Source organism: Micromonospora aridisoli (genome assembly GCF_056150025.1).
In genome coordinates, this window is record NZ_JAXCFK010000013.1 from 1 (window position 1) to 25,876 (window position 25,876).

Consider the following 25,876-nt stretch of genomic DNA (forward strand, 5'->3'; position numbering starts at 1 on the left):
GTCGATCGCTGTCCTATCGGGAGCCTCAACCCGACCCACCAGCGGGGCACCCGAACCCACCCTCTACCAACGCAAACCCAGTTGGAAAACGCTCACTGATCAACTTGCCGAAATAGTCTTTTTAAGATCAAGGCACCGCGCTCCGCGCGGTGCGGGGCGGCAAGCCCGGCCGGCGGCAAGCCGCCCCGGCCGCCTACGGCGCCGGGGCGGTGAGCCACCGACAGCCGCCGGGACGCCGCCCCACAGTCGGATCTCAGCCCAGCGCGAGTTCGTCCGGGAAGCGCTCGTGAAGCCCAGCGACCGCATGCCGCAGGCAGTAATCGAGGCTGTGGCCGTCGACCCTGATCGACACGCCATCGAGCCGCTGACCCGAGATCACCACGGTCCAGGGCTTACGCTCCCGTTCCCCGTCAATCTTGACCAGGCCGACCAGGCCCATCTCCCCCAGGTGCTCCAGCAGCTCCGGCACGCACTCGTCCCACCTCATCCACGAATGGGATCACCAAGACCGCTACGGAAGCCAGCGGGTCGGCCTGGTCGTGCGTCGGGGCTTCCGGCTGCCGCGCCAGTCCAAACCCAGGACTGGCTTGCCGCCGAGTCACCGGGGCGCGGCGCCTGCTCCACCGCCAGGACGTGCCCGACCCTCCCCACAGCCGGCGGCCCCGCTTCGGAACGATCGAGCGCCGGCCCCTCAGACGGCCCACAGCGGCACAGCCAGCCCGACCCGAGGAGAGGTCAAATGAGCCAGGGCTCAGGGCGTCTCCAGGGCGTCAGGGCGTCGTCAGGGCGTCGAACGCCGGCCAAAGTTGACCAACGACGACCATCGACACCCGGACATAGAACCAGCTCAGAGCCTTGATCGAGGCTCTGAGCTGGTGGGCGACGGACGAGTCGACCTGTACGCCGGATTCTGTGCGCGACGCGTACCCAGGGGTACGCGTCGGCGGCGGTCATCCATCTCGGCCTGCCGTCGCCGACAGGCTCGTGCGGCCTACCCGCAGACATCGGGCGGGCCGCCCTCAAGCGTCTGCGCGGGCGTCATCATGCGATGGCGCCCTTTCTTGGCCTTGCTCCGGGTGGGGTTTACCTAGCCACCCCGGTCACCCGAGGTGCTGGTGGGCTCTTACCCCACCGTTTCACCCTTACCGTCCCCGATGGGGTCGGCGGTCTGTTTTCTGTGGCACTGTCCCGCGGGTCGCCCCGGGTTGCCGTTAGCAACCACCCTGCCCTGTGGAGTCCGGACGTTCCTCGGCGGCGGGCAGCGGCCCGCCGACGCGACCGCCCGGTCGACTCGTCCGTCGCGCACTCATCCTAACGACACCGGGTCCGCGACTATTGCGCGCCGGTACCGGGGCCGGCGGGCGCGCGGCTCGCGCGTAGGTCACGCGGGCAGCCAGGACCCCGCGGCCTGGACTGGTCGACGAGCAGCCGGCGATCCGTGGCAGTGGAGGTGGCCGACACGCCGGCCAGGAACCACCTCCACTGCCACGGATCGCGCGCACCACGATCGCGGACGCCGTGCGGGGCGCGGCAGCGGGGGCCGCACGGCGGGTACGCGACGGCTCAGGGACGTACGGATAATGGGTTGGTGACGATGCCAGCGTTCCCCGAGCCGACGGCGCCGGCCGACGGGCGGGCCGAGGTGTTCCTGCGCTACCTCGACTACTTCCGGGAAGGCGTGCTGGCGAAGGTGGCCGGGCTGGCCGAGGAGGAGCGGCGGCACAGCCGGCTGCCGTCCGGCTGGGCTCCGTTGGAGTTGCTCAAGCATCTCCGTTACGTGGAGTTTCGCTGGATCGAGTGGGGGTTCCAGGGACGCGACGTCGCAGACCCGTGGGGTGACTGGCGGGACGGCCGGTGGCACGTCACGCCGGAGGAGAGCTTCGCGGAGCTGACGGCCGCGCTGCGGGCGCAGGGTGCGCATACCCGGACGGTGGTCGAGGGCAGCGACCTGGCGGCGCTCGGGGCGCCGGGGCCGCGGTGGGACGGCAAGGATCCGGCTTCGCTGGAGCGGGTTCTGTTCCATCTGGTGCAGGAGTACGCCCGGCACCTAGGGCACCTCGACATCGTGGTCGAGTTGGCCGGTGGCCCGGTCGGCGAGTAGCCCCGGCGAGGGCCGGGCAGCGGCGCGCGTGCCGTCCGGCTAGCCTCCGGATCATGGAATTCGCCGAAGCCGCGTTACTGCTCGCCGCCGGTCTCGCCGCCGGCACGGTCAACGCGGTGGCCGGCGGTGGTTCGCTGATCACGTTCCCGGCGTTGCTCGCGATCGGGCTGCCGCCGGTGCCGGCGAACGTCACCAACTCGCTGTCGGTCGCTCCCGGGTATCTCGCCGCCGTGGCGGGCAGCCGGGTGGATCTGCCCCGGTCTCGGTTGCTGGCCGCGTTGGTGCCGACCACCGTCGTGGGTGCGTTGGTCGGTGCCGGGCTGCTGCTGGTCACGCCGGCGCGGGCGTTCGAGCTGGTCGTACCCTTCCTGGTGCTGGGGGCTACCTCGCTGCTGGCGTTTCAGGATCCGCTGCGCCGGCTGGTCGGTCACCCGCGTGACCTGTCGCCGCGCCGCCGGGCGGTGACGGTCCAGGTCGTGGTGACGCTGGCCGCGGTGTACGGCGGCTACTTCGGCGCGGCCGTCGGGGTGATGCTGGTGGCCGGTCTGGCCCTGGTGCTGGACGCGACCCTGGCCAGGGTGAGCGCGATCAAGAATCTGCTCTCCGCCGTGATCGGTCTGACCACCGTGGTCGTCTTCGCCATCGCCGGCCCGGTGAACTGGGCCGGTGTCGCGGTGGTCGCCCCGGCCACGCTGGTCGGCGGGTACGTCGGTGCCCGCCTGGTCCGCCGCCTGCCCTCGGTGGTCCTGAAGACCGTCATCGTCGCCTTCGGCACGCTGATCGGCGGCTACCTGCTCTGGCGCGCCCTCGCCTGACCACACCGATCTTGCGCTTGGCGTTCCCGCACGATGGGCCAGACGCCGATAGCGGCGACCACAAGTGCAGGATGGTCAGAGCGCGGCCAGGTGGGCGGTCTCGTTGACCGAGCGGACGGCGACACCACCGTCGGGCCAGCGGTCCACCACCGAGACGCCGGCCGCGTCGAGGTAGAGGCGGTGCAGGAAGGCGTCGGTGGCACCGAGCGCGTCGCGCAGCATCAGCTTGATCGGCGAGACGTGCGAGACCACCACGACGGTCTGACCGGGGTACGCGTCGAGCAGTCGCCGCACCACCCGGGCACACCGCCCGGCGACCGCGGCGAACGACTCACCGTCCGGCGGGGCGACCCGGGTGGAGGCGAGCCAGGCGTCGAGTTCCCCGGCCCAGCCTTCGCGCACCTCGGCGAAGGTGCGTCCCTCCCAGGCGCCGAAGTCGCATTCGATGAGCTCGTCGTCGCGACGTACCGGCAGGTCGCCGACGGCCGCGGCGATCGCCTCGGCGGTGGCCGTGCAGCGGGACAGCGGTGAGCTGATCACGGCCGCGGCGTCCGGGGCGAGCGCGGCCACCCGGGCGGCGGTGGCCCGCACCTGGGCCCGACCCTTGTCGCTGAGCGGGATGTCACCGCGACCGGAGTAGCGGCCCTGCTCGGTGTATTCGGTCTCGCCGTGCCGGACCAGGATGAGCCGGGTGGCGGTGAAACTGGGCCGGGGCTCCCACGAGACCGGCGCGCTGGTCAGGTCCGCGCCCGGCGATTCGGCCCGGGCGGCGACCGCCTCCGCTCCGCCGCCGGCGGGCTCCGGGCCACCGAGGCGGCGCGGCGACTCGACCACGCGGGGCGGCTCGACGGTGGGGGTGGCGACGCCGGAGGTGGCCGCGGCGTCCATGGCGGCGTTGGCGAGGGCGTCGGCGTGGGTGTTGCGGTCCCGGGGGATCCAGTTGAACCGTACGGCGGCGAACCGACCGACCAGTTGGGCGGCCTCGGCGGCCAGCGGGCGCAGACCGGGGTGCTTGATCTGCCAGCGGCCGCACATCTGCTCGACCACCAGTTTGGAGTCCATCCGGACCTCGACCTCGTCGGCGCCCAGTTCGGCGGCGGCGGCCAGGCCGGCGATCAGTCCCCGGTACTCGGCGACGTTGTTGGTGGCGGCGCCGATCGCCTCGCTCCGCTCGGCCAGCACCTCGCCGGTCGCCGCGTCGCGGATCACCGCGCCGTACCCGGCCGGACCGGGGTTGCCCCGGGAACCACCGTCGGCCTCGACGAGGACCGTACGCGGGGCCACCGGCTACAGCCCCGACTCGTTGGTGCGGACCATGATCCGCCGGCACTCCTCGCAGCGGACCACGTCGTCGGGGTCGGCCTTGCGGATACGGGCCAGGTCGGCGCCGGACAGGTCCAGCCGGCACCCGCCGCAGCGGCCGGCGGTCAGCAGCGCCGCGCCGAGCCCGGTGTCGGTCCGGATCCGGTCGTAGAGCTGCACCAGATCGGCGGGCAGGTCGTTGGCGAGGGGTTGCCGGGCGGAGCGCTTGAACTCCTCCTCCCGGCCGATCTCGGCGAGACTGTCGTCCCGCCGCTGCTCGGTGGCGGCCCGCCGCTCACGCATCTCGGCGAGTCGCTGTTCCACCCCGTCCAGCACCGACTGGGCGGTCTCCCGCTGCTCCATCAGCTCCAGCTCGGCGTCCTCCAGGTCGCTCTGCCGGCGGTTGAGGGAGGCAAGCTCGTGCTGGAGCGCCTCCAGTTCGCGGGCCGGGCCGGTGCCGGCGGCCAGCCGGTCCTCGTCCTTCTTCTTGCGTGCCCGGACCTGGTCCACGTCCTTCTCCAGTCGAGCGATGTCCCGGTCCAGGTCGTCGACCGCGACCTGGGCCCGGACCCGCTCGTCCTCCAGGGCGGACAGCTCGCGGGCGAGGGACTCCAGTTCGGTCCGCTCGGGCAGCGACCGACGCCGGTGGGCGAGCTGGGCGAGGGCGGTGTCGATCGCCTGGAGGTCGAGCAGGCGGCGCTGGACCTGGGGGTCAGCCTTCACGGTCGGGCTCCTTGTCGTCCGCTGCGGGTGCGGGTTCGTCCGGGTGCGGTGAGGCGGCGTGCACGGTCCACGGGTCGGTGTCCAGGTCGGACACCAGGGTCTCGACGCCGGGCTCGGCCCGCAGTATCGCGGCGAGGTCGTCCAGCCAGGGCCGTTCGGTGGCCCAGTGGGTGGCGTCGAGCAACGCCGGTCCTCCGGTGGCGAGGTGCTCGCCGGCCGGATGGTGGCGCAGGTCCGAGGTGAGGTAGGCGTCCACCCCGGCGGCGGCCGCGTCGGCCAGGAAGCCGTCCCCGGCGCCGCCGCAGACCGCCAGGGTACGCACCACCCGGTCGGGGTCGCCGGCCGCGCGTACCCCGGCGGCGGTGGCGGGCAGCGCGGCGGCGGCCTGGCGGGTCAGCTCGGCCAGGGTCAGCGGCTGCGGCAACCGGCCGATCCGGCCGGCTCCCCGCCCCTGCCCGGCGGCCGGGCTGCCCGGGCGGGCCGGGTGCAGCGGGCGCAGGTCGAGCAGGCCGAGCCGGGCGGCGAGGGCGTCGGACACGCCGGGCACGGCCACGTCGGCGTTGGTGTGTGCGACGTACAGGGCGACGTCGGCCTTGATCAGTTGGTGGACGATCCGGCCCTTGTACGTCGTGGGTGCCACCGAGGACACCCCGCGCAGCAGCAGCGGGTGGTGCGCGATGATCATGTCGACGTCCGCGTCGAGCGCCTCCGCGACCGTCTCGGGTACCACGTCCACGACGCAGAGGACCCGGCGTACCGGGGCGGACGGCTCACCGAGCACCAGACCGACCCGATCCCACTCCTCGGCCCAGGCCGGTGGGTAGTGCCGCTCCACCTCGGCCACCACCTCGGCGACGGTCGGCACGGCTGCGGTTGTGCTCACGGCCGGTGAGCTTACCGGCGTCAGCGCGTCTACCGGACGTCACCCGGCCGCACCGGGCGTTCGTCCGGAGCCGGTGGCCGGGGCGTTCGTCCCGAGACCGTGGCCGCGTCGTCGCAGCCGCCGCCCCGGCCACGGGTACGCCGCGACCGGGGCGGCGGTCCCCGGCGGGACCGGGCGCCGAGGGGACAACTACCGCTCAACCGGTCCGGCAGAGGCGGTCGCGGACGGCGGTCAGCGGCAGCGCCCACGGAAAGGCGTGCTGGTGCCGCTCACCCGTTCCGGGGGCGTGCAGCGGGAAGACGTCCTCGCCGAAGAGCACGCCCACCCCCCATTCGGAGAGCCGGGCGAGGCCGGCCCGGAAGGCCGGGTGGGCGGCCATCGCCGCGTTGGTGTACGGCACCGCCACCAGCGGTATCCCTCGACCCTGCGCCTCCACCAGCAACCCCAGCGCGAGCGTGTCCGCGATGCCGGCCACCCACTTGTTGACGGTGTTGACCGTGGCCGGACACACGATCATGGCATCGGCCGTGGGCAGCACGTCCGGGTCGCCCGGGTTCTTGTAGTGCGTGCGTACCGGGTGGCCGGTCTGGCGGGCCAGCGCGGTCCGGTCGACGAACTTGGCGCCGTCTGGCGTGGTGATCACACAGACGTCCCAGCCGTCCTGCTGGGCCAGGTCGACGAGCCGGCCCACGTCTCGGGCCAGCGGCGAGCCACAGGCGATGATGTAGAGCACCTGGCGGTGCCCGTCATGGCGGTGCGAACCGGTCATGCCGGCTCCGAGGTCATACTCCTACTCCCATGTGCTCAGCCAACTCCGCGATCGGAGAAGGCGGCGCACCACGTGTGCGACGTAGGACGTCCGACATCACCTCGTGGGCGATCGGGCGACAGCGGATCTCCGACGGTGCCAGGCGGTCACTGCGCAGCAGCATCTCGCCGGCGTTGGCCACGTCGCCGATCTGAGCGAACCCGCGGGCCAGGTCGAGCAGGTGGTGCGCCCGGCGTTCGGGCAGCAAGGCGTCGAACGGTGCCGCCTCGATCTTCTGGCGGTGCACCTCGACGGCCCGCCCGCCGTCGCCCAGTTCGACCGCGGCCGCCGCCCGGTGCAGCTCCACGTTGGTCGGACCGAACGAGGTCCAGTAGTGGTTCTGGTCGCCGCCGAGTTCGACTGCCGCTGCGTGGGCCCCGTCGAGCAGATCCTCCACGGTGGCGGTGTCACCGATCCGGGAGGCGGCCATCGCGCCTTGCAGCAGCAGCATCCCGTAGACGGAGAGGCGCTCGGGCCGGCTGTCGTTACCGCCGCCCGGAGCGAGCTGGTTGGCGATCCGCACGTTCAGCTCCAGTGCCGGTCGGGGGCGACCCATCGCCACCAGGGCGTTGCAGACCCGGGTGGTGGCGACCCCGGCGAGCAGCAGGTCGTCGGCGCGTTGGGCGACGGCGATGGAACGGTCGGCGGCGAGCCAGGCGAGGTCGCACTCCCCCAGCTTGCGCAGCACCGAGGAGGCGATCTGGTAGACCTGCCCGAGCAGGTGGGCGGCGCGCTGGGCCTGGTCGCCGTCGTAGGCGGCGTCGGCCGCCTGGGCGTCGCGCAGTAGTTTCGGCAGGGCCCGGGTCAGCATTCCGTAGCGGCCGTACTGGTAGGTCAGCCAGGCGTGGGTGACCGCCTTGCCCATGTCGGCCAGTGGCGGCGGGCTCGGCGCCGCGTCGAAGTACGCGCTGATCGAGTCGTAGCGCTCCAGGGCGGCCCGGATCTCCTCGACCTCGAACTGGTCGATGCAGTTGAGCGCGTCGGTACGGCGCTCAGGGTCCTTGCCGAGCAGCAGTTGCACGTCCACCTGGAGGATGTCGGCGATCTCGTACAGCACGGAGAACTTGTCCAGCCGCCGCACGCCTCGCTCGATCTTGTCGACCCAGCTCTTCGATTTGCCTAACCGGTCGGCGAAGACCTGCTGCGACATTTTTCGCCGGCCACGCCAGTAGGCCACCCGCCGCCCTATGGGTAGCTCGTCCATCTCCCCAGTCCTCCCCTTGCTGGAGCCCTGGCCGGGGGCCGGGGGCCGTTCCGTGGGCGCGGCGATCCGTCCGTATCTCAGGTTTCCGCTGGTCGCACAGGAAGTGCGTCAGCCGTCTGGCCGAACCTCGTACTTTTCGTGCAAGTTGCATCGGCCACTTTGTCAATCCAACGAGGGTGAGCTACGGCAGTGACGGTTCTCGACGTACGAGCTGGCGCCGCTCGGGCGCGGCGAAGGGAGATGGCACCTATGTGGGGGAATGTCGGACCGCAGGTGGCACGTCTGTCGCCGCTGGAACGGGTGCGGCTACGCCGGGTCGCGGTGCGTTACGCCATGCACGGCTGGGAGGTGACCCCGGGTGCCTGCCTGGCGCGGAGCCGCTTCGTCTGCGGGCGGGCCGGCTGCCCGACGGTCGGCTGCCACCCGGCCCTGGAGGACTGGGAGCACGCGGCCAGCGCCGACCCGGCGCGGGTGGCGACATGGTGGCGGTCCCGGCCGCACGGCGTACTGCTGCCCACCGGTCGATCCTTCGACGTGCTGGAGGTGCCCGCGCACCTGGGCAGGTGGGTCCTGGACGCGGTGCGCGCCCATCCGGTCGGTCCGGGGGTACGCGGACCGGTGCTGGTCACTCCGACCGGACGGTGGATGTTCCTGGTGCGCCCGGGCGACCCGCTGCGTCCGGAACTCGAACACTGTTTCCACGTGGTCCTGCACGGGCCCGGTTCGTGGGTACCGGCACCACCGACCCGGCTGCCCGAGGGGCAGGTGCGTTGGGCGGTGGCACCGGAGCAGGCCCGCTGGCGGCTGCCGGACGCGTACCTGGTGCAGAACTCCCTGGTCGACGCGCTGCGCGCGACGGGCGTCACGCTGGCTCCGGCGCTGGTCCCCGGCCACCTGCCGCTGCCCCGCCGAGGTCGCTGACCGGGCGGTGCGACGCGCCGGCAGCGAGACCCCGGACGACCGGCGCTCGTTGGAACCTTCGACGGCGCGCCCGCGCCGGGAGCGGGGATGTGATGTCCACCGACGACACCAGGCACCACCCGGGCGGGGCAGAGCCGCCCCGGCGACACCGACCCGGCCGGCGGTGGGCGGCCACCCGGCCCCCGGGCGCCCGACCCGGCCGTCCCAGGCCGACCGGATCACGCCCGGCGATCACCCACCGGCCGACCCGCTGGCCCTGAACCCGGACGGGCTCCCACCCGCGATCGAGGCGCGGGGAGGGCCCGGGCGGTGGAGGTGGTTGCTGGCCGGCGTGTCGACCAGCCCGGCTGCCACGGATCGATCGATCTCCTCGTGGTCAGTCGACGGGCTCGTCGACCAACGGCAGGTCGACGGAGTACAGGCACCGCGCGTCGTCGGTGACCACCGCGTGCCGGTGCGCGGGCAACCGGTCCAGCCAGCCGATGCCGGCCACGCCCATGGCCACGGCGGCGGTGGCGTACGCGTCGGCCAGTCCGAGGTCGTGGCCGAGCACGGTCACCGAGCGCAGGCCCCGTGCCGGGGCACCGCGCCGCGGATCACGCACGTGGTGGCCGCGTTCGTAGACGCCCGACGTGGCGACCGCCAGGTCGGTCCCGGTGAGCACCAGGCAGACCGCCTGCGGGTTCCACGGGTGCCGCACGCCGATCCGCCACGGCAGTCCCGTCGACGAATGGCCCCGGACCCGGACGTCACCACCGGCGTTCAGGCAGTGGTTGCCGACGCCGGCGGCACGCAACCGGTCCGAGGCGACCTGGACGGCCCAGCCCTTGACGTACCCGGACGGGTCGAGCCCGCCGGTGGCGTACGCGTCGAAGAACCCGTCGGTGGCACCCCACAGGTCGGCGCAGCGTTCCAGCACCCGACGCAGGTCCGCCGACGCCTCGGAGAGCAGCAGCTCGCCCCGGTCGAAGCGGCACACCTCGCTGTCCGGTCGGTACGTGCTGAACCGCGCGTCCACCTCACGCAGCCAGCCGAACACCTGGTCGGCCAGCTCAGCCAGCTCGGTGGCGGGCCGGTCGTCGGCGATGTCGAGACTGATCGGCGTACCCATGACGTGCTCGACGCGGCGCAACCCGGGCCGGCTCAAGGTCCGCACACTCACCGGGCCTGGTCGATCGCTGCCTGCAACGACCGCCGGTAGGAGTCGCTGGTCGCGGTCGCGCCCGAGACGGTGTCCAGGTCGGCGCCCTGCCGCTCCACCACCATTCCGGCCGCACCGCTGTACCGGCTGTCGACCTGGTCGCTGCGCTGGTCGGACTGTGCCGTCTTGCGCGGCAGTTGCAGCGCCGCCGCGTTGACGATCTGGTTGCCGTCGAGGGTGATGCGGACCTGCACGTCGCCGAACTCGTTGGACACCACCGGCCCGGTGACCGTGCGGGTGGCGGCGGCACCGCTCCGGGCAGCGGCGGGGGTCTTCGTGGCCCCGCCCGAGCCGGACCGGCTGGTGCCGGACGCGCTGCGCGTCGGCTTCGGCGACTTGCTGGCCGCCGCCTTCGATTTTTCCGGGCCTCCCGGCTCGGGCCCGTCGGAGGCGGAGGGCGCCGGGGCGGGTACCTCCTGAGCGAGCTGGCCGGTGCCCGGGGCGGCCTTGAACACCACCAGCGCGGTGGTGCTGGCGGCCAGGCCGGTGATCGCGAGGAGCGCGCGGCGCATGCGGTGGGACCTCTCAGAGCTCGAAGGTGGCGAGGTGGATCTGGCGGCGGCGCACGCCGGCCTGGCGGAGCACCCGCTGGCACTGCTCGATCAGTCCGGGCGGGCCGCACAGGTACACGTCGCGCCGGGCCACGTCGGGAACCAGCTCGCGCAGTCCGTCCGGGGTCATCGCCTGCCGTGGACCGGGGTCGTCGCGCGAGCCGAGGACGTACCAGACCCGCAGCCCGCGATTGCGGGCCAACCAGTCCAGTTCCTCCTGCAACACCACGTCGGCGGGGGTCCGGGCCCGGTAGATCAGTGCGGCACCGGGCGGCAGCTCCTCCAGCATCGCCCGAAGTGGAGTGATGCCACTGCCGCCGGCGATCAGCAGCGCCCGTTCGCGGGTGCGATGGGCCGCGGTGAAGGTGCCCGACGGGCCGACCGCCCAGACCCGCACGCCCGGGTCGAGGTTACGCAGATCCTGGGTGTGTCGCCCGACCACCTTGACGGTCAGGCGCAGCCAGCGGTCGTTGGCGGCGGCGGAGACCGAGAACGGGTGCGACTGCCACCAGCAGCCCCGGGTCAGGAAACGCCAGCGGAAGAACTGCCCGCCCAGCATCTCCAGCCGATCGAGGCGTACGCCGGTCAGGTAGATCGAGACGGTGTCCGGGCTCTCGGTGACCACGTCGGCCACCCGCAGCCGGTGCCGCAGGTTGAACACCAGCGGGGCGATCACCCGCCCCCACAGCCACGCGGCGATCACCAGCACGTACAGGGCGATCCATCCGGTACGCGCCGGGCCGGGCCGGAACAGCTGGGAGCCGTTGCTGAACTGGTGTGCGTAGCCGAGCAGCAGCACGGGGTACGCGACCAGATGGGTGGCGTGCCACAGCTCGTACGGCAACACCCGGCGGACCGCCCGCACGCTGGCCAGCCCGACCAGCACCAGCAGCCCGGCGGCGGCGAACGCGGAGACCATGTCCTGGTACTCGCGCAGCATCACATCGGCCTGGCCGAGCAGCGAGCGGCCCTCCAGTCCGGCGTAGCCGACCAGGATCAGGGCGGTGTGTGCGAGCACCGCGACCAGCAGGGTGGCGCCGACGTCGCGGTGCCAACGGGCGATCCGCTCGCCGCCGGCCCACCGTTCGAGGGCCGGTAGGCGGCTCATCATCAACACCTGCACCAGCAGCAGGTAGCCGGCGACCAGTCCGGTGATCTGGCCGGCGGCGGTGGTCATCGCGGTGGCCCCGGCCAGCGAGCCGGCCGGGGTGTCCCGCCACCACGGCAGCACGCTGGCGACGAGACCACCCAGGAACAGCACGACCAGCAGTCGCCGACCACCGGCGCCACGCCGCGGCACGGCCGGCGACGGCGCGGGGGGAGGTGAGCCGCGCCCGGGTCGGAGGTCGGGCCGGGGGTTGGCGTACGGGCGGGGATAGGTCGTCACGCCCGGCCACCGCACTCGTCGAGCTGGTCGGCCATACACCGTTTCCGATTCCTGCCGGTCGTCGACCCAGGACGTGACCGGTCTCCCGAGAGTGCGACGACTGATGCCTGAGGGGGTTTGCCCGGGCAAGGTAGCCAGTGGCGGCCACTCCGACAAGTGGGTCGACGGTCCCGTACGGAGGTACTTAAGGCGGAGTTTCCTCCCGAACCGGCGTCGGGTGCCTTCCGGCCGATCGGGTACCGCACGAGCGCAAGCAGGGCGTTCGCCGGGTGCCGGCGTTCGGAGGGCGATTTCGCGCCGCCCGCAGCCGCCTCCGGGTCCGGCCGGCCGCACAGGCAAATTTAAGGCCCGGATAAGGGGCGGCTCAGCGGGCCACAGCCGCTCTCCCGCGCCGCCCGAGCCAAAGTAGCAGCAGGGAGAGCGCGTGATCCGTCACCGCAGCGGGTATTCCGCCGCACCGTTGCTGAACGCGTGAGGGGAAGGCACATGCTCAGCAAAGAGGATCAGCGCAGGTTCGAACAGATCACCCGCCACCTGCGGGAGAGTGACCCGGCGTTCTTCGCCCGGCTCGACAACCGGGCTCGGGGGCGGCGGGGCCGGTGGCTGCTGTTGTTGACCATCGTGCTCTGGGCGGCGCTGCCGGCCACCACCGTGCTCGCCGGGCGGCTGGCCGGGGCGATCTTCGCAGTGGTGCTGCTGACCAACGCGGCGCTGATGTGGCGGTTCCGCCAACGCTGGCTATGACGGGCACGGTCGCGCTCAATCCAGGATCGAGTGCCCTCGCACCTCAGCGGAAGCCATTCGATCCGGGATCGAGCGTGACCATTCCGCCTGTGGGGAGTGCTAATCGCCCAACTGGCGGTAGGCGTGGCGGAGGCGCTCGACGAGTCCCGGCCCGCCGATGGCCGGCGCGGGCGCGCCCAGTTGCCGCAGGAGCAGGTCCGGCCGGGCGGTCAGGCTCGGTGGGCGGTCCGGCAGCGGCACGGGCGGCAGCCAGAACCGGTCGACCGCCTCGGCCAGCGGCGTGACGGGCAGGTCGTCCAGCACCCGGCCGGCGCCTGCGGCGGGAACCTCCGCCTCGCGGTCACCGGGCCTGCTTCGGTCGACATCGCCCGGCCCGGTCTGCCGCGCGGGCGACGGGCCACTGTGCCCGGTCGCGGCGACGTCACGCTCCGCCGCCGCGCCGGCACGGGCCGCCGCGTCGTCGCCGTGGGCCGACGGCCCGGTGGCCGGGTCGACGGCCGGTGCGCCGGCACGCAACTGCCGCAGCCGGGCGAGCAGCTCCGACCGGCTGCGGCCACGCCAGTGCAGCAGGGTGAACGGGTCCGCGTCGAACGCCTCGGCGAGCAGGTAGAAGGTGGCGGCGAGGTGTTTGCAGGGCACCGCGACGTCCGGACACGAGCAGCGCTGGTCCAGTTCGGTCACCACGGCCGGAAACAGTGGCGCCTCGGCCGCGGCGAACAGTTCCTCCAGTTCGGCCGGTAGGTCGCCGGCGAGCAGCCGGGCGCTGAAGAACGCCTGGGCGGCCAACTCCTCCTCGATCCGTGCCCAGAGCCGCGCCGGAAACGGTGGTAGCGCGACGGTGACCTGGTACGGCTTGACCCGGGAGCCCTGCACCACGGCCGTCACCACCCCGGGGGCGACGTCGAGGCGGAGCACCTGACCGGCACGGGCGTACGACCGGCCCCGGGTCAGCCGGGTGCCGAGCGCGAAGGACTCCAGCACCTCCAGGAACCGGCGGGACCACCAGGAGACCCCGATGACGCCCCGGGCACTGCGGGCCCGCAGACCCCCGTCGACCCGGCGTGGGGGGCCGTACTCGGCGAACCTTCCTGGACCGTCGGCGCTCACTCGGCCACCGCCCCCGCCTCCAGGGTGAACAACTCGCGCAGCTGGGCGGTGGACAGCTCGGTGACCCACTGCTCACCGGTGCCGACCACCGAGGCCGCCAGGTCACGCTTGTCGGCGATCAGCGCGGCCACCTTCTCCTCCACCGTGCCGGCGCAGACGAACTTGCGTACCTGTACCCGTCGGCGCTGTCCGATCCGGAACGCCCGATCGGTGGCCTGGTCCTCCACCGCCGGGTTCCACCACCGGTCGACGTGCACCACGTGGTTGGCGGCGGTCAGGGTCAGCCCGGTCCCGCCGGCCTTGAGGGAGAGCAGGAACAACGAGGGCCCTCCGGCGGACTGGAAGCGGGCCACCATCGCGTCCCGGTCGGCCTTGCCGACGCCGCCGTGCAGGAACAGCACCTCCCGCCCGAACCGCGCCGACAGGTGCCCACGCAGCATGCCACCGAACTCCGCGTACTGGGTGAACAGCAGGGCCTTCTCCCCCGCCGCCAGGACCTCGTCGAGGATCTCCTCCAGCCGTGCCAGCTTGCCGGAGCGTCCGTCCAGCGGTGAACCGTCGCGCAGCAGCTGCGCGGGATGGTTGCAGACCTGCTTCAGGCGGGTCATGGTGGCCAGCACCAGGCCCCGCCGCTCGATGCCGTCGCTGGACTCGATGCGGGCCAGCATGTCGTCGACGACCACCCGGTAGAGCGCCGCCTGCTCGGCGGTCAGGTTGCAGAAGACGTCCATCTCCAGCTTCTCCGGCAGATCGGAGATGATCGACGAATCGGTCTTGAGCCGGCGCAGCACGAACGGGCCGGTGATCCGCCGCAGCCGTTCGGCGGTCTCGGTGTCGCCGTGCCGCTCGATCGGCTCGGCGAACCGTTTCCGGAACGTCGCGGCCGGCCCGAGCAGGCCCGGGTTGGCGAACTGCATGATGGACCAGAGGTCGGCCAGCCGGTTCTCCACCGGCGTACCGGTCACCGCGATGCGATGCCGGGCGGGCAGCAGCCGGACCGCCTCGGCCTGCCGGGTGGCGGCGTTCTTGATGGCCTGGGCCTCGTCCACCACCACCCGGTGCCAGTCGACGCCGGCCAGTTCCGCCGCGTCCCGGGCGGCCACCGAATACGTGGTGAGGACCAGGTCCGCGGCGTGCACGGCGGCGGTGAACTCCGCGCCCCGGGTCCGCTGCGCGCCGTGGTGCACGTGTACGCGTTTGTCCGGCGTGAAGCGGGCGGCCTCCCGCTGCCAGTTGCCGACCAGCGACATCGGGCAGATCAGCAGGGTCGGACCGGCCTGCGGTGGGTCGGCCGCCAACAGCGCCAGCAGCTGCACCGTCTTGCCCAGCCCCATGTCGTCGGCGAGGATCCCGCCGAGCCCCAGCGACTGGAGGAAGGCCAGCCAGGCCAACCCTCGCCGCTGGTACGGCCGCAGCGTGCCCTGGAACGACGGCGGCTCCTCCAGTGGCGCGAGGCGGCGCTCCACGGCCCCGGCGAGCAGGTCGCCGAGCGCACCGTCGGCGCTCACCTCGAGCACCGGCAACGCGTCCGGCTGCTCGGCTTCGGACAGGCCGAGGCGCAGCAGGTCGGCCACGGTCAGCTCGCCGGTGGCCCGCAGCAGTCGCAGACCGGCGGCGAGCCGCTTCGGATCCAGCTCGACCCAGCGGCCCCGCAGCCGTACCAGCGGGGTCTTCAGCTCGGCCAGGCGGGTCAGCTCGTCCTCGGTCAGCGGCTGGTCGCCCAGGGCCAGCTCCCAGCGGTAGTCGACCAGCGCCTCCAGGCCGACCCGGTCACCCGGGCCGGTGACCGCGCCGGGAGCACTGCGGGAGCGGGCCCGCAGCCGGGCACCGAGCCGCGACGCGGGCCGCCGCCACCACGATGGCAGCAGCACCGTGAAGCCCGCCGCGTGCAGCGTCGGCGCGCCATCGCGCAGGAACCGGTGCGCGCCCTCGGTGTCCAGTTCCAGCGCCTCCGGTCGGGCGGTACGCAGGGCGGCGTCCAGCTCCGGCCACAGCCGGCTGGCCCGGCCGAGTTCGGCCAGCAGGACCTCCTGCGGATGGTCACCGGCGACCGTCCCGCCCTCGCCCCGCCACACCTGCCCGGCGTCGACGTGCAGGCCCGGTTCGTCGCTGGCGCGCAGCCCGAACTCCAGCCGCCACCCGCCGGTCGTGGCGACGACGGCCCCGGGGTCGGCCGGCACCACGGTCACCGGCTCGGTGATCTCGTCTGCCGGTGGCTCGATCAGCCGGAAGCTGGCCCGTACCGCGCCGCCGGCGGCGTCCCGTTGCCACTCGTCCAGTTCGGACCGGAGCGTACGCAGGGCCGCCGCCTCGGCGGTGAACTCGCGGACCGGTCCGGTCAACGCGCCGAGCCAGGCCGACACGGCACCGTTCGGTCGCACCCCCCGGGCCAGGGTGGCCGGCGGCAGCACGGCGCGTACGGCGGCGTCGGTGAGCGCGTCCAGTGCCTCGGCGACCAGCGGCCCAGGGGCGTCGACCGCGTCGCTCGACGCGCCCGACGAACCGGTGCGGGGCCGCCGCCCGGGGGCGTGCGGCAGCCGACCGGGGGCCTCCGGCCGGTCGGCTGGCCGATGCCCGGACCGCCCGTCGGGCGTCATCGCCGCCAACTCCGCCTCGACCACGGCTCGGGCGGCCGGTGGCAGTGCCAGTGCCAGCGAACGGGCCCAGGCCGCGTCCGTGCCGGTCAACAGGGGCCGCCACACCGCCCAGCCCGGCACCTCCTCGACGGGATCGCCCTGCTCAGCTCGTACCCCCCGGCTCCCGGCCCGACCACCACGGCGCTGTCGGCCGTCGACGGCGGTGCGGTCGACGAACGTCGGGACGTCCGACGGGGGCGGATCGGCGAGGCTGGGCAGGACGCGGCCACGGGCGGCCAGGTCGGTGGCGAAGGCGGCCAGCTCGGCCAGGTGCCGCAGGCTCGCGCCGTGCGCGGCGGCCAGCCCGTCGACGGTACGCAGCAGCGGCAACGCGGCGTCCGGGGCGTACGCCAGCACCGGGACCTGCCACCCGGCGAGGGTGACCGGGCCACGGAGCGGTTCCACGACGGTGGTCCGGACCAGCTCCGGCGAGTCCAGAGGCGAGCCGGCCCGGGTGGGCAGCCGCAGCAGCGCCGTGCCGAGGTCGTCCGGTTCGGCGGCCTCCGCCAGCAGCGCGACCAGCGTGCCGTGCCCGGCGGCGAACGGGTGCGGGCGGGAGCGTGGCGCGCGGCCGGGACGGCGCGGAGCGTGTGGTGGCAACGTGCTGTCCTCGGCCCAGACCGCCAGCCCTCGACCGGGCAGCCACATCCCGTGGACGACCAGCACGCACTCCCCCTCGCCCGGTAGGGCCGGTCAGTCCTGGTGGCTGCCCGGGCCCCGTCGACACCCGGGCCAGGATAGGCGGCGCTGACCCACTACCGTCGGCGCCATGTACGACCTGCTGGTGATCGGTGGCCTCGGCGTCGACGTTCGGGTACGGGTGCCCGGGTTACCGCTGCCGGTGGTCGACTCCGTCACCGTCGACCCGATCGAGCTGCGGGTCGGCAACACCGGAGCCGGCGTGGTGCTCGCCGCACGGGCGCTCGGGCTGCGGGTGGCGGTGATCGACACCATCGGCGCCGACCCGGCCGGTGACGTCGTTCGGGCCGCGCTGGAGCGCACCGACGTGCGGGCGGTGCTGGCCGACGATCCGGCCGGCACCCGGCGGTCGGTGAACCTGGTCGATCCCGACGGCCGGCGGATGTCCCTGTACGACCCCCGGGCGTCGGACGGTCCGCGGCCGTTCCCGGTGGCCCAACTGGCGGAGCTGATCGGGAGCAGCACCCACGTGCACCTGTCGATCATGGGGTGGGTGCGAGAGCTGCTGCCCGACCTCGGTGCGGTGCTCGGCGAGGGGGTCGGCACATCGACCGATCTGCACGACTGGGACGGGCGCAACCCCTACCATCGCCCCTTCGCCGAGGTGGCCGAGCTGGTGCTGGTCAGCGGCGCGGCGCTCGGCGACCGGGCGGCGGCGGTGGCCGGCACGCTGGCACCACGCCCGGTGCTGGTGACCCGGGGCGCGGAGGGCGCCGACCTGTTCCTGGGCGGCGGCGTCAGCCGGATCCCGGCGGCTGTGCCGCCCGGCCCGGTGATCGACACCAACGGCGCCGGGGACGCCTTCGCGGCGGGCGTCATCGCGGCCCGGTCACGCGGCGCGACCTGGGCGGAGGCCGCCGGGTACGCGTCCCGGGTCGCCGCCGCGGCCGGCACCCACGACGGCATGGAGTATCCACCTGGACTGCTGCCCGGCGACTGACCGACGGGCTGTTCCTGCCCGCCGATCCGCACGAGTCGCCGACTGCGGGTCGGCGGGTTGACAGGCCACTCCGTAAGTCATAACTTACGGTTCGTGGCCACTTACCAGACGGATGACGGATGGGACGCCCTTGGCGATCCCACCCGTCGCGCCATCGTCGCGCGCCTCGCGGAGCGCCCGCGCGCCGTCGGCGAACTCGCCCGGGAGCTACCGATCAGCCGACCCGCGGTGTCCCAGCACCTGAGGGTGCTCAAGGACGCCGGCCTGGTCGTCGACCGCACGGCCGGCACCCGACGGGTCTACCGGCTCAACCCGGCAGGTGTGGCCGCCTTACGCGATCAACTCGACACGTTCTGGAACCGCGCGCTGGACGGTTACCAGGAGGTGGTCGAGCAGCCCACCGAGGAGGACTCATGACCCAGGCAGCAGATGTGGTGGTACGCCGCCAGATCATCGTCAACGTACCGATCGAGAAGGCGTTCACCACGTTCACCGCGCGGTTCGGCGACTTCAAGCCGCCGGAACACAACCTGCTCAGTGCCGCGATCGCCGAGACGGTGTTCGAGCCGAGGGTCGGTGGCCACATCTACGACCGTGGCGTCGACGGCACCGAGTGCCGCTGGGCGCGGGTGCTCGCCTACGACCCACCGGACCGGGTCGTGTTCAGCTGGGATATCAGCCCGCGGTGGCGGGTCGAGACCGAGCCCGACAACACCAGCGAGGTTGAGGTCCGGTTCGTCGCCGAAACCCCGCAGCGGACCCGGGTGGAGCTGGAACACCGCCACCTCGACCGGCACGGCCCCGGCTGGGAGTCCGTCCGCGACGGCGTCGCAGACGACGGAGGTTGGCCGCTCTACCTGGCCCGTTACGCCACCCTGTGCGCCGTGCAGGAGTGATTCCGTCCAGGGCCCGGTGCCGGCACACCGGCGGAGGCTGGTTACCGGCACCGGGCCCGTCGGCGAGCTGCCGTCGGTGGGGTCAGCCGGCTCGCCCGACGGAGACGACGCCCGATACTCGGTCGGGGCGGGATCGTATGGCTTCACCCTGCGGGAGTGCGGTACGCGGGGCAGGATGGGCGCATGGCATCCACGGTTGAGATCCCGCTGGTGGGCGGCACGGCTGACGGGGAACACGTCACCGTCGAGCTGGACCCGAACGACCGGCCCCCGCTGACCCACCATCACCTGGGCCCGGAAGGGCTGGCAGCGGCGGAGATCTACGAGTTGGAGTCCGTCGACGCCGACCGCCAGCAGTGGCGCTACTGCTGGCGGGGACCGGCGGTCTGAGTCGACACCACTCAGGCGCCGACCTCGACCAGGGAGCGGTTGCGCAGGCTCTCCAGCACCGCCCGGGTGACCTGAGAGGTGCCCCGGGCCTCGTCACACACCTGCGCGACCCGCTGGGCGGTGACCTCCGCCCGCTGGTCACGTTCGTCCCACAACTGGTCCACCTCCGCCAGCAGGGGACCCTCCACCTCCCGCTCCACGCCACGCAGCGCCGGCACCCCCAGGCGCTGCGCGAGGTCGAAGACCTTGCCGGCGTACGGCAGGGGCAGGAACGGCGTACCCATCATCGCGGCGAAGATCAGGAAGTGCAGGCGCATGCCGACCGCCAGGTCGAAGTGGCGCATCAACCCGAGCACCTGCTGCGGCGAGTAGGTGCCGTGCAGAATCCGTCCCCGCTCTGCGGCGATCATGTGCGACAGCACCCCGTGCGAGTGCCGGATGTCGTCGCGTTCCATCGGCACGAACAGCACGTGCGCGTCTATCCGGTGCACCAGGAAGTCACCGATCTGCGCCAGCAGCCGGTGGTACCCGTCCACGTCCAGCCGTTCCGCCGCCCGACCCGGCTCCCGTACGCTCATCCCGACCAGCCGTTTGCCGGCCGGCACGCCCTCCTCGCGGAGGAACTGCGCGGGAAAGTCGTCGGGTTCCAGCAGGAACGCCGGGTCGCCGGTGACGGTGATCGGGTTGAGCAGGCCCGCCTCCTCCAGCACCATCCGCGACTCCTGGTCGCGGACGGTCACCTGGACAGCACTGGCCAGCGTCTCCCGGACCATGCCGGTGTCCACCATCTCGCTGAGTGGCCCGACGCCCACGGCGTACGTCAGCAGCGGCAGTCCCCGCTCCTGCGCCACCCGGACCACCCGCAGGTAGCGGCGGGCCTCCTTGTCGTAGAGGATGCCTCCGCCGCCCAGGATGAGCAGGTCGAGCTGGGAGAGCACGAGGGCCGAGTCGGTCCGGCTGACCCCCTCCCAGGGCACCGCCTCCACGTCCGGGTGGGCGACCGCGGTGTGTGCCGGATTCCGCGAGAACACGATGATCCGCGCGTTCGGCTCCTGCTGACGCAGGTCGTTCAGCAGCCCGGTGAGGATCGCCTCGTCGCCCAGGTTGCGCCCACCGTACGAGCCGAGCACACCGATGGTCAGTCCGGCACGCGTCATCCGTCGCTCCTCCCCAGGTGCGTCCGCTTCGACGTTTCCCCGCTGCACGGACGAACAGTCCTCGCGGCCGGCCGGCGCGCACACCGGCGGGAAACGGCTTGCCCGCCCGGGTGCCCGACACGCAGCGTGAACGGCATGGAGACGGGCAGGAGAAATCGGCTGCGGTGGGAGCACTTGCCCCCGATGTCCGATCCGCAGTCGAGAAGATCCTCGCCGACCAGGTGGTCGAGGCGGTGTCGCAGCCGGGCGGCTACTCCCCCGGCACGGCCGACCGGGTACGCACGGGCAGCGGCCGGCGCGCGGCATCCCCACCCTCCGGGCCTTCCAGCACGCTCAGGCCGAAGCCCTGCTCACCTGGCTGGCCGACCGCCTGCGCAGCTGACGTCGGCGGGCCCTGGGGCAGCGACGGTCGAGGCAGCAACTTCCCCGAAGTTGCTGCGGGCTGTGGCGGTCGAGGCAGCAACTTCCCCGAAGTTGCTGGGGGCTGCGGTGGTCGAGGCAGCAACATCCCCGAAGTTGCTGCCTCAGGGCGGGTCGGGTGGCGGTGGGAGGGCCGTCAGGTGGGTGAGGTGGCCGGGTGGGTGAGGAAGGGGAGTACCGCCGCGGGCAGGGCGGGTGAGTCGACGATGTCGTAGTGGGTGAGGCCGGGCAGAACGGCGAGGCGGGCCGCCGGGCGGTCGCTGCCGTCCCAGCCGGCGTCCCGGTGGCCGCCGCCGAGCAGGCCGAAGAACTCCACCATGTGCGCCGGGCGGATCGAGTCGGCGTCGGCGAAGACCAGCATCGTCGGTGTGGTGATCGCGGCGACCTCCGGCGACCAGTCGTACTCGTGGCGCAGCAGCTCGCCCGTCCTGGCCCACAGTCGTGGCCAGTCCTGCGGACGGGGGGCGACGCGTCGATAGAGCTGCTCGGCGGGAGTACCGCGCATCCGTTCGGCGGCCGCCTCGTCGGGCTCGGGCATGCCGGCTAGCACCTCGGGGAACCAGCCCTGCCGACGGCACGGTGCGGAGACCACCACCAACCGGCGGAGCAGCCGCCGGTGCTGGACCGCCAACCGCAGGGCCACCCCACCTCCGAGGGAGAAGCCCAGCACCTCGGCCTCGACCAGCTTGAGGTGGACGATCAGCGCCGCCACGTCGTCGGCCATCGACTCGTAGCGCAGTGGTCGGTCCACGTCCGCGGTGCGGCCGTGACCCGGCAGGTCGACGCTGACCACCAGGCGACGCCGCGCCAGCGCGGGCCGGATCGCGGCGAAGGTCTCCACCGCGCCGAACCCGCCGTGCAGCAGCACCAGCGGTCGACCGGCACCGTGCGTCTCGTACCAGAACCGGACGCCGTTCACCTCGGCAAATGCCACCGGGGCCCCTTCCGATCGGGTTGCGGCCCGGTGGACATCGGCCGCAACTGCACAGGTGGAAGGGGACTGGTGGGCGCGGCAGGTTTCGAACCTGCGACCCCTCGCTTGTAAGGCGAGTGCTCTCCCGCTGAGCTACGCGCCCGGAACGCCGTACGGCGGGCCGGCGGTTGGCAAGCTTACCCTGCCTCCCGCCGGCCCGGACGGACGCCTCGCGCCCGACGACGGGTCAGGCCATGGCCTCCGCCAGGGCCTTGCGCCAGCCCTGCTGGTCGCGGGGATCGCCGGGCATGTTCATCTCGGCGAAGCGGACCACGCCGGACCGGTCGATGACGAAGGTCCCCCGGTTGGCGATGCCGGCGGTGTCGTTGAAGACGCCGTACGCCTGGGCGACGGCACCGTGCGGCCAGAAGTCGGACAGCAGCGGGAACTGGTAGCCCTCGCGGTCCGCCCAGATCTTGTGGGCGAAGACCGAGTCGACGCTGACGGTCAGCACCTGGACGTCGTCGTTGACGTACTCGTTGAGGTTGTCCTGCACCTCGCACAGCTCACCCTGGCACACACCGGTGAACGCCAGCGGGTAGAAGACCAGCAGGACGGTACGCCGGCCGCGGAAGTCGGAGAGTCGGACCTGCTGGTTGTTCTGGTCCTTCAACACGAAGTCGGGCGCCTCAGCGCCAACCTCGATGGGCATGCGGACTCCTCGGATCGGTTCGGGGACGGCCTCGGCACTCGCCGCGGGGCTACTTCTTGCCCTTGGCGCCGCGACGGAGCACGAGACGGGCACCGCTCCAGTCCTTGCCGGCGTTGACCGTGGAGGTCTGCTGGAGGCCGGCGGTGGGCGCCGACTCGGCGATCTCGCTCGGCTCGACGTGTCCCTCGCGGCCGGCCTTGGGCGTCAACAGCCACACGACCCCGTTGTCGGCCAGCGGGCCGAGGGCGTCGACGAGCAACTCGAAGAGATCACCGTCGCCGTCCCGGTACCACACCAGCACCGCGTCGACCACCTCGTCGGTGTCCTCGTCGACCAGATCTCCACAACGGTCGGTCAGGGCGTCCCGGAGATCCTGGTCGACGTCTTCGTCGTAGCCCATCTCCATGACGACCATCCCCGGCTCGATGCCGAACCGGTCCGCCAGGCTGCGTACCCCGTCAGCAGCCTGACCAGCGGTCGCGCTCACTGTCGCGTGCCTCCTCATCTCGTCCGAACCACGGCGTCCACTCGACGCCGTCAAGCAAAGTCCACACAGTTGTGCCCTCCTGCGCAAGTGGCGCACCGGGTGGAACGAAATTTACCGTGCCAGCAGCGTACGGGCACCCTGGGTGATGGCCTCCTCGGAGACCAGGACCTGCCGGGCGGCCGGACCCAACGGCACAAAAGAGTCAACTGCGGCCACCCGCCGGACCGCTCCGACATATCCGGCATCCACCAGCGCGGCGATAACCCCCTCGCCCACCCCGCCGGAGCGGCGTGTCTCGTCCACCACCAGCACCCGGCCGGTGGCGGCGGCCTCCCGGATGAGGTCGGCCACCGGCAGCGGCGCGAGCCAGCGCAGATCCACGACCCGGGTACCGATGCCCTCGTCAGCCAGGGCGGAGGCGGCCCGCAACGACATCCGTACCCCGTTGCCGAAGGTGACGATGGTGATGTCCTCGGCCGAGCCGACCCCGTACACGCGGGCCCTGCCCACCGGCACGTGGCCCCCGGCCCAGGCGCCAGGTTCGGCGTAGCCGGCCAGCCACTCACCGTCGCCGTCGGTGTAGAGGTCACGGGTGTGGTAGAGCGCGATGGGCTCCAGGAACACGCAGACGCTGCCATCCACCGCCGCGCTGGCCAGGCAGGTCCGCAGCATGGCCGCCGCGTCGTCCGGCCGGGCGGGCACGGCGATCACCAGGCCCGGAACGTCCCGCAGTACGGCCACCGAGTTGTCGTTGTGGAAATGCCCGCCGAAGCCCTCCTGGTACGCCAGTCCGGCCACCCGCACCACCATCGGGTTACGCAACGCCCCCTGCGAGAAGAACCGCATGGTCGCCGCCTCGCCCCGCAACTGGTCCTCGGCGCTGTGCAGGTACGCGAGATACTGGATCTCGGGCACCGGCAGCATCCCGGCCAGGCCCGCGCCGAGGCCGAGGCCGAGGATCGAGGTCTCGTCGAGCAGGGTGTCGAACACCCGCGCGGCGCCGAACCGGTCACGCAGCCCCTTGGTCACCCCGTAGACCCCGCCCTTGGCGGCGACGTCCTCGCCGAAGACCGCCATCTGCGGATGGTGGAGCAGCCCGTCGGTGAGCGCCGCGTTGATGCTCTGCGCGAGGGTCAGCGGCCCGGCCAGTTCGGGCGGCTTGCCCCCGAACGCCTCGGCCCGCGCCGCGGCGTTCGGGCCGGCGGCACGGGCACCGGCCTCGGCGACCGCCAGGGCGACCCGGACCGGCCGGCGGGGGGCCAGCGGGGCGATCACCTCCGCGGGATCGGCCAGCTTGGGCTCGTCCAGCACCTCCTCGGCGATCCGGCGGATCTGCCAGCCGATCTCGTCGTACCGGTCCAGCAGCTCCGTGCCGCTGGCCAGACCGGCGTCGACCAACCGGCGCGCGGTGGCGACCACCGGATCCCGGGCCACGTCGGCGGCGATCTCCGTGGCGGAGCGGTACGCGCTCTCGGCGTCCGCGCCGGCATGGCCCATCAGCCGGACCGTGGTCAGGTGCAGCACGGCGGGGCGCCGGTGCCGGCGCACCCAGGCCGCCGCCTCGGTCGCCACCTCGTAGGCGCCGACCAGGTCGGCGCCGTCGGCCTCGAAGTACCGGATGCCGGGCCTGGACCGCAGGGCCGTCGCCACCCAGCCCTGCGGAGAGCGGACGCTGATGCCCAGCCCGTTGTCCTCGCAGACGAAGAGCACCGGGATACGCAGGCCGGTGTGGTCGTACCAGCCGGCGGTGTTGAACGCGGCCGTCGCGCTGGCGTGGTTGATCGAGGCGTCCCCGAACGAGCAGACCACGATGGCGTCGGCCGACCAGGGCGCCGGGGCCGGTTCCGCACCGGGCGGGGTCGTCTCCCCCCGGGCGTCCAGCCGGCGCAGTCGTTCCACGGCGAGGCCCACCCCCACCGCCCTGGGCAGGTGCGACGCGACGGTCGAGGTCGTCGGCACGACCGCGAGGTCGGCGCGACCGAACACCTTGTGCCGGCCGCCGGCGATCGGCTCCCGGCTGGAGGCCACCATGCCGCGCAGCACGTCCCGGGCCGCCTCGGCGTACGCCCGGTGCACCGGACGCTTGACCACCGTCATCCGGACCCCGCCGGGGTCGTCGCCGGACTCACGGCCGTCGGGATCGGCGACCGGCGCGGTCACGCGGAGCGGCCCTGGGCCGGCCACCGGTACGGCTGCGGACCGGTCACCGGAGCCGGGCACGTCGGCGTCGGCACCGTCGGCCCGCTCGACCGCCGCCGGGTCGGGCTCACCGCCGCTCGGGTCCGCGCCGTCGGTCGACTCGCCGGCGCTCACCGGAGCGGTCGCCGGACCGTCCGACGCGCCGGGGGCGGCCTCCGGGTCGGCCACCAGCCGGGCCGGGTCGTGGGGCGGCTCGCCGGACCGGGCGGGCGGAGTCTGGGCGGAAGGGCTGGCCTGGGGGTTCTCGGCCGGCTGGGCGGCCGCAGCGGACTGCCCGACCGGAGCCGGCGGCGCGGCCTGGGCGGCGCGGACGCAGTAGAAGGCGCCGGAACGGTAGTGCAGCAGCGCCGGGTCGGTGGGCCGCAGGGCCGCCGCCACCGCGGCGTTGCCCTCGTGACCGGCGGAACCGATGGTGTAGTAACCCTCGCCGAAGCTGCGCAGCCAGCGGCCGGCCAGGTCGAGTTGCCGGCTGGTGACCTGGGCGTCGAAGAGGTCCAGCAGTTGGTCACCGGTCAGCGCGCTGCCCTCGGCCACCGGTCGCGTCGGGTCGGTGCGGCGCGCCGGGTCGGCGAGGGCGGCCAGGGACTCCCGGAACCGGTCGTCGAGATCCTGCGGGGTGGTCACGTCCGACAGCATTACCGACCGACGCACGCCTCGCACAGTCGAGCGCGTGTCGCGGC

The 25,876-nt window shown here is 73.1% G+C and carries 24 protein-coding genes, 1 tRNA gene and 1 other RNA gene; 8 read left to right on the forward strand and 18 right to left on the reverse strand.

The genetic code is table 11. From position 1 onward, the window contains the following. Positions 1–253: 253 nt before the first annotated feature. A complete protein-coding gene (locus SM447_RS24175) occupies positions 254–469 on the reverse strand; it encodes a hypothetical protein (protein WP_474575154.1) in 216 nt (71 codons plus the stop codon). Positions 470–883: 414 nt separating this feature from the next. After that, an RNA gene (gene rnpB / locus SM447_RS24180) (RNase P RNA component class A) lies at positions 884–1,294 on the reverse strand. Between the two features lie 300 nt (positions 1,295–1,594). On the opposite strand from rnpB, the gene SM447_RS24185 reads away from it, so the two are divergent. Both SM447_RS24185 and SM447_RS24190 read left to right on the forward strand, forming a co-directional pair. Beyond that, complete coding sequence (locus tag SM447_RS24185) at positions 1,595–2,101, forward strand: mycothiol transferase (RefSeq protein WP_474575292.1); 507 nt, start codon at positions 1,595–1,597, stop codon at positions 2,099–2,101. 53 nt (positions 2,102–2,154) lie between these two features. Next, entirely contained in the window at positions 2,155–2,916 is a 762-nt protein-coding gene (locus SM447_RS24190) for a sulfite exporter TauE/SafE family protein (protein WP_474575155.1), read from the forward strand. A 75-nt stretch (positions 2,917–2,991) separates the two neighbouring features. Here SM447_RS24190 and SM447_RS24195 read toward each other — a convergent pair whose 3' ends face one another. The 5 genes from SM447_RS24195 to SM447_RS24215 form a co-directional block, all read right to left on the reverse strand. Then, on the reverse strand, positions 2,992–4,200 hold the full coding sequence (locus tag SM447_RS24195; RefSeq protein WP_474575156.1) for a bifunctional RNase H/acid phosphatase: 1,209 nt from the start codon (positions 4,198–4,200) through the stop codon (positions 2,992–2,994). Positions 4,201–4,203: 3 nt separating this feature from the next. Further along, the gene (locus SM447_RS24200) at positions 4,204–4,941 is read right to left on the reverse strand and encodes a zinc ribbon domain-containing protein (protein ID WP_474575157.1); all 738 of its coding nucleotides are present in this window, start codon (positions 4,939–4,941) and stop codon (positions 4,204–4,206) included. Further along, positions 4,931–5,824 carry a Nif3-like dinuclear metal center hexameric protein gene (locus SM447_RS24205; protein ID WP_474575158.1) on the reverse strand — a complete coding sequence of 298 codons (894 nt, stop codon included), beginning with the start codon at positions 5,822–5,824 and terminating at the stop codon, positions 4,931–4,933. The genes SM447_RS24200 and SM447_RS24205 overlap by 11 nt, the downstream gene beginning before the upstream one ends. Before the next feature lie 196 nt (positions 5,825–6,020). Further along, entirely contained in the window at positions 6,021–6,593 is a 573-nt protein-coding gene (locus SM447_RS24210; RefSeq protein WP_474575159.1) for a flavoprotein, read from the reverse strand. 13 nt (positions 6,594–6,606) lie between these two features. Further along, positions 6,607–7,836 (reverse strand): helix-turn-helix domain-containing protein, encoded by a 1,230-nt coding sequence (locus SM447_RS24215; RefSeq protein ID WP_474575160.1) that lies wholly within the window; start codon positions 7,834–7,836, stop codon positions 6,607–6,609. A 249-nt stretch (positions 7,837–8,085) separates the two neighbouring features. On the opposite strand from SM447_RS24215, the gene SM447_RS24220 reads away from it, so the two are divergent. Next, positions 8,086–8,757 (forward strand): bifunctional DNA primase/polymerase, encoded by a 672-nt coding sequence (locus SM447_RS24220; RefSeq protein ID WP_474575161.1) that lies wholly within the window; start codon positions 8,086–8,088, stop codon positions 8,755–8,757. 376 nt (positions 8,758–9,133) lie between these two features. On the opposite strand, the gene SM447_RS24225 is transcribed toward SM447_RS24220, so the two are convergent. Genes SM447_RS24225 through SM447_RS24235 form a run of 3 tightly spaced genes read right to left on the reverse strand, consistent with a single transcriptional unit; the run spans position 9,134 to position 11,896 of the window. Beyond that, positions 9,134–9,868: an FAD:protein FMN transferase gene (locus tag SM447_RS24225; protein ID WP_474575293.1), complete on the reverse strand. Its 735-nt coding sequence runs from the start codon at positions 9,866–9,868 to the stop codon at positions 9,134–9,136. A 47-nt stretch (positions 9,869–9,915) separates the two neighbouring features. Next, positions 9,916–10,470 (reverse strand): FMN-binding protein, encoded by a 555-nt coding sequence (locus SM447_RS24230; RefSeq protein ID WP_474575162.1) that lies wholly within the window; start codon positions 10,468–10,470, stop codon positions 9,916–9,918. Positions 10,471–10,483: 13 nt separating this feature from the next. Next, positions 10,484–11,896 carry a ferredoxin reductase family protein gene (locus tag SM447_RS24235; RefSeq protein WP_474575163.1) on the reverse strand — a complete coding sequence of 471 codons (1,413 nt, stop codon included), beginning with the start codon at positions 11,894–11,896 and terminating at the stop codon, positions 10,484–10,486. Positions 11,897–12,382: 486 nt separating this feature from the next. Here SM447_RS24235 and SM447_RS24240 point away from each other — a divergent pair, with 486 nt between their 5' ends. Beyond that, complete coding sequence (locus SM447_RS24240; protein WP_474575164.1) at positions 12,383–12,640, forward strand: DUF3040 domain-containing protein; 258 nt, start codon at positions 12,383–12,385, stop codon at positions 12,638–12,640. Positions 12,641–12,739: 99 nt separating this feature from the next. Here SM447_RS24240 and SM447_RS24245 read toward each other — a convergent pair whose 3' ends face one another. Both SM447_RS24245 and SM447_RS24250 read right to left on the reverse strand, forming a co-directional pair. Then, positions 12,740–13,747: an SWIM zinc finger family protein gene (locus SM447_RS24245; RefSeq protein ID WP_474575165.1), complete on the reverse strand. Its 1,008-nt coding sequence runs from the start codon at positions 13,745–13,747 to the stop codon at positions 12,740–12,742. Then, the gene (locus SM447_RS24250; RefSeq protein ID WP_474575166.1) at positions 13,744–17,049 is read right to left on the reverse strand and encodes an SNF2-related protein; all 3,306 of its coding nucleotides are present in this window, start codon (positions 17,047–17,049) and stop codon (positions 13,744–13,746) included. The genes SM447_RS24245 and SM447_RS24250 overlap by 4 nt, the downstream gene beginning before the upstream one ends. 103 nt (positions 17,050–17,152) lie before the next feature. Here SM447_RS24250 and SM447_RS24255 point away from each other — a divergent pair, with 103 nt between their 5' ends. From SM447_RS24255 to SM447_RS24270, 4 genes are all read left to right on the forward strand, one after another. After that, a complete protein-coding gene (locus tag SM447_RS24255; RefSeq protein ID WP_474575167.1) occupies positions 17,153–18,022 on the forward strand; it encodes a carbohydrate kinase family protein in 870 nt (289 codons plus the stop codon). Between the two features lie 93 nt (positions 18,023–18,115). Continuing rightward, the gene (locus SM447_RS24260; protein ID WP_474575168.1) at positions 18,116–18,439 is read left to right on the forward strand and encodes an ArsR/SmtB family transcription factor; all 324 of its coding nucleotides are present in this window, start codon (positions 18,116–18,118) and stop codon (positions 18,437–18,439) included. Beyond that, entirely contained in the window at positions 18,436–18,918 is a 483-nt protein-coding gene (locus SM447_RS24265) for an SRPBCC family protein (protein ID WP_474575169.1), read from the forward strand. The genes SM447_RS24260 and SM447_RS24265 overlap by 4 nt, the downstream gene beginning before the upstream one ends. 183 nt (positions 18,919–19,101) lie before the next feature. Next, positions 19,102–19,308 (forward strand): hypothetical protein, encoded by a 207-nt coding sequence (locus SM447_RS24270; RefSeq protein WP_474575170.1) that lies wholly within the window; start codon positions 19,102–19,104, stop codon positions 19,306–19,308. An 11-nt stretch (positions 19,309–19,319) separates the two neighbouring features. On the opposite strand, the gene SM447_RS24275 is transcribed toward SM447_RS24270, so the two are convergent. The 6 genes from SM447_RS24275 to SM447_RS24300 all read right to left on the reverse strand — a co-directional run bounded on the left by SM447_RS24275 (position 19,320) and on the right by SM447_RS24300 (position 25,607). After that, positions 19,320–20,465: a polysaccharide pyruvyl transferase family protein gene (locus SM447_RS24275; protein ID WP_474575171.1), complete on the reverse strand. Its 1,146-nt coding sequence runs from the start codon at positions 20,463–20,465 to the stop codon at positions 19,320–19,322. A gap of 556 nt (positions 20,466–21,021) precedes the next feature. Further along, complete coding sequence (locus tag SM447_RS24280; protein WP_474575172.1) at positions 21,022–21,819, reverse strand: alpha/beta fold hydrolase; 798 nt, start codon at positions 21,817–21,819, stop codon at positions 21,022–21,024. A 67-nt stretch (positions 21,820–21,886) separates the two neighbouring features. Continuing rightward, positions 21,887–21,961 (reverse strand) — tRNA-Val (locus SM447_RS24285). 84 nt (positions 21,962–22,045) lie between these two features. Then, complete coding sequence (locus SM447_RS24290) at positions 22,046–22,510, reverse strand: peroxiredoxin (RefSeq protein WP_474575173.1); 465 nt, start codon at positions 22,508–22,510, stop codon at positions 22,046–22,048. 49 nt (positions 22,511–22,559) lie between these two features. After that, entirely contained in the window at positions 22,560–22,997 is a 438-nt protein-coding gene (locus SM447_RS24295; RefSeq protein WP_474575174.1) for a DUF3052 domain-containing protein, read from the reverse strand. Between the two features lie 111 nt (positions 22,998–23,108). Beyond that, positions 23,109–25,607, reverse strand: coding sequence for a thiamine pyrophosphate-dependent enzyme (locus SM447_RS24300; RefSeq protein WP_474575294.1), 2,499 nt, complete (start codon positions 25,605–25,607; stop codon positions 23,109–23,111). Between the last annotated feature and the right edge of the window lie 269 nt (positions 25,608–25,876).

Excerpts from the sequence above, each read along its gene's own strand:
- SM447_RS24185 (WP_474575292.1), top strand. The coding sequence starts at position 1,595 with ATGCCAGCGTTCCCCGAGCCGACGGCGCCGGCCGACGGGCGGGCCGAG.
- SM447_RS24210 (WP_474575159.1), bottom strand. The coding sequence starts at position 6,593 with ATGACCGGTTCGCACCGCCATGACGGGCACCGCCAGGTGCTCTACATC.
- SM447_RS24215 (WP_474575160.1), bottom strand. The coding sequence starts at position 7,836 with ATGGACGAGCTACCCATAGGGCGGCGGGTGGCCTACTGGCGTGGCCGG.
- SM447_RS24265 (WP_474575169.1), top strand. The coding sequence starts at position 18,436 with ATGACCCAGGCAGCAGATGTGGTGGTACGCCGCCAGATCATCGTCAAC.
- SM447_RS24290 (WP_474575173.1), bottom strand. The coding sequence starts at position 22,510 with ATGCCCATCGAGGTTGGCGCTGAGGCGCCCGACTTCGTGTTGAAGGAC.
- SM447_RS24220 (WP_474575161.1), top strand. The coding sequence starts at position 8,086 with ATGTGGGGGAATGTCGGACCGCAGGTGGCACGTCTGTCGCCGCTGGAA.
- SM447_RS24270 (WP_474575170.1), top strand. The coding sequence starts at position 19,102 with ATGGCATCCACGGTTGAGATCCCGCTGGTGGGCGGCACGGCTGACGGG.
- SM447_RS24275 (WP_474575171.1), bottom strand. The coding sequence starts at position 20,465 with ATGACGCGTGCCGGACTGACCATCGGTGTGCTCGGCTCGTACGGTGGG.
- SM447_RS24255 (WP_474575167.1), top strand. The coding sequence starts at position 17,153 with ATGTACGACCTGCTGGTGATCGGTGGCCTCGGCGTCGACGTTCGGGTA.
- SM447_RS24190 (WP_474575155.1), top strand. The coding sequence starts at position 2,155 with ATGGAATTCGCCGAAGCCGCGTTACTGCTCGCCGCCGGTCTCGCCGCC.
- SM447_RS24230 (WP_474575162.1), bottom strand. The coding sequence starts at position 10,470 with ATGCGCCGCGCGCTCCTCGCGATCACCGGCCTGGCCGCCAGCACCACC.
- SM447_RS24225 (WP_474575293.1), bottom strand. The coding sequence starts at position 9,868 with ATGGGTACGCCGATCAGTCTCGACATCGCCGACGACCGGCCCGCCACC.
- SM447_RS24240 (WP_474575164.1), top strand. The coding sequence starts at position 12,383 with ATGCTCAGCAAAGAGGATCAGCGCAGGTTCGAACAGATCACCCGCCAC.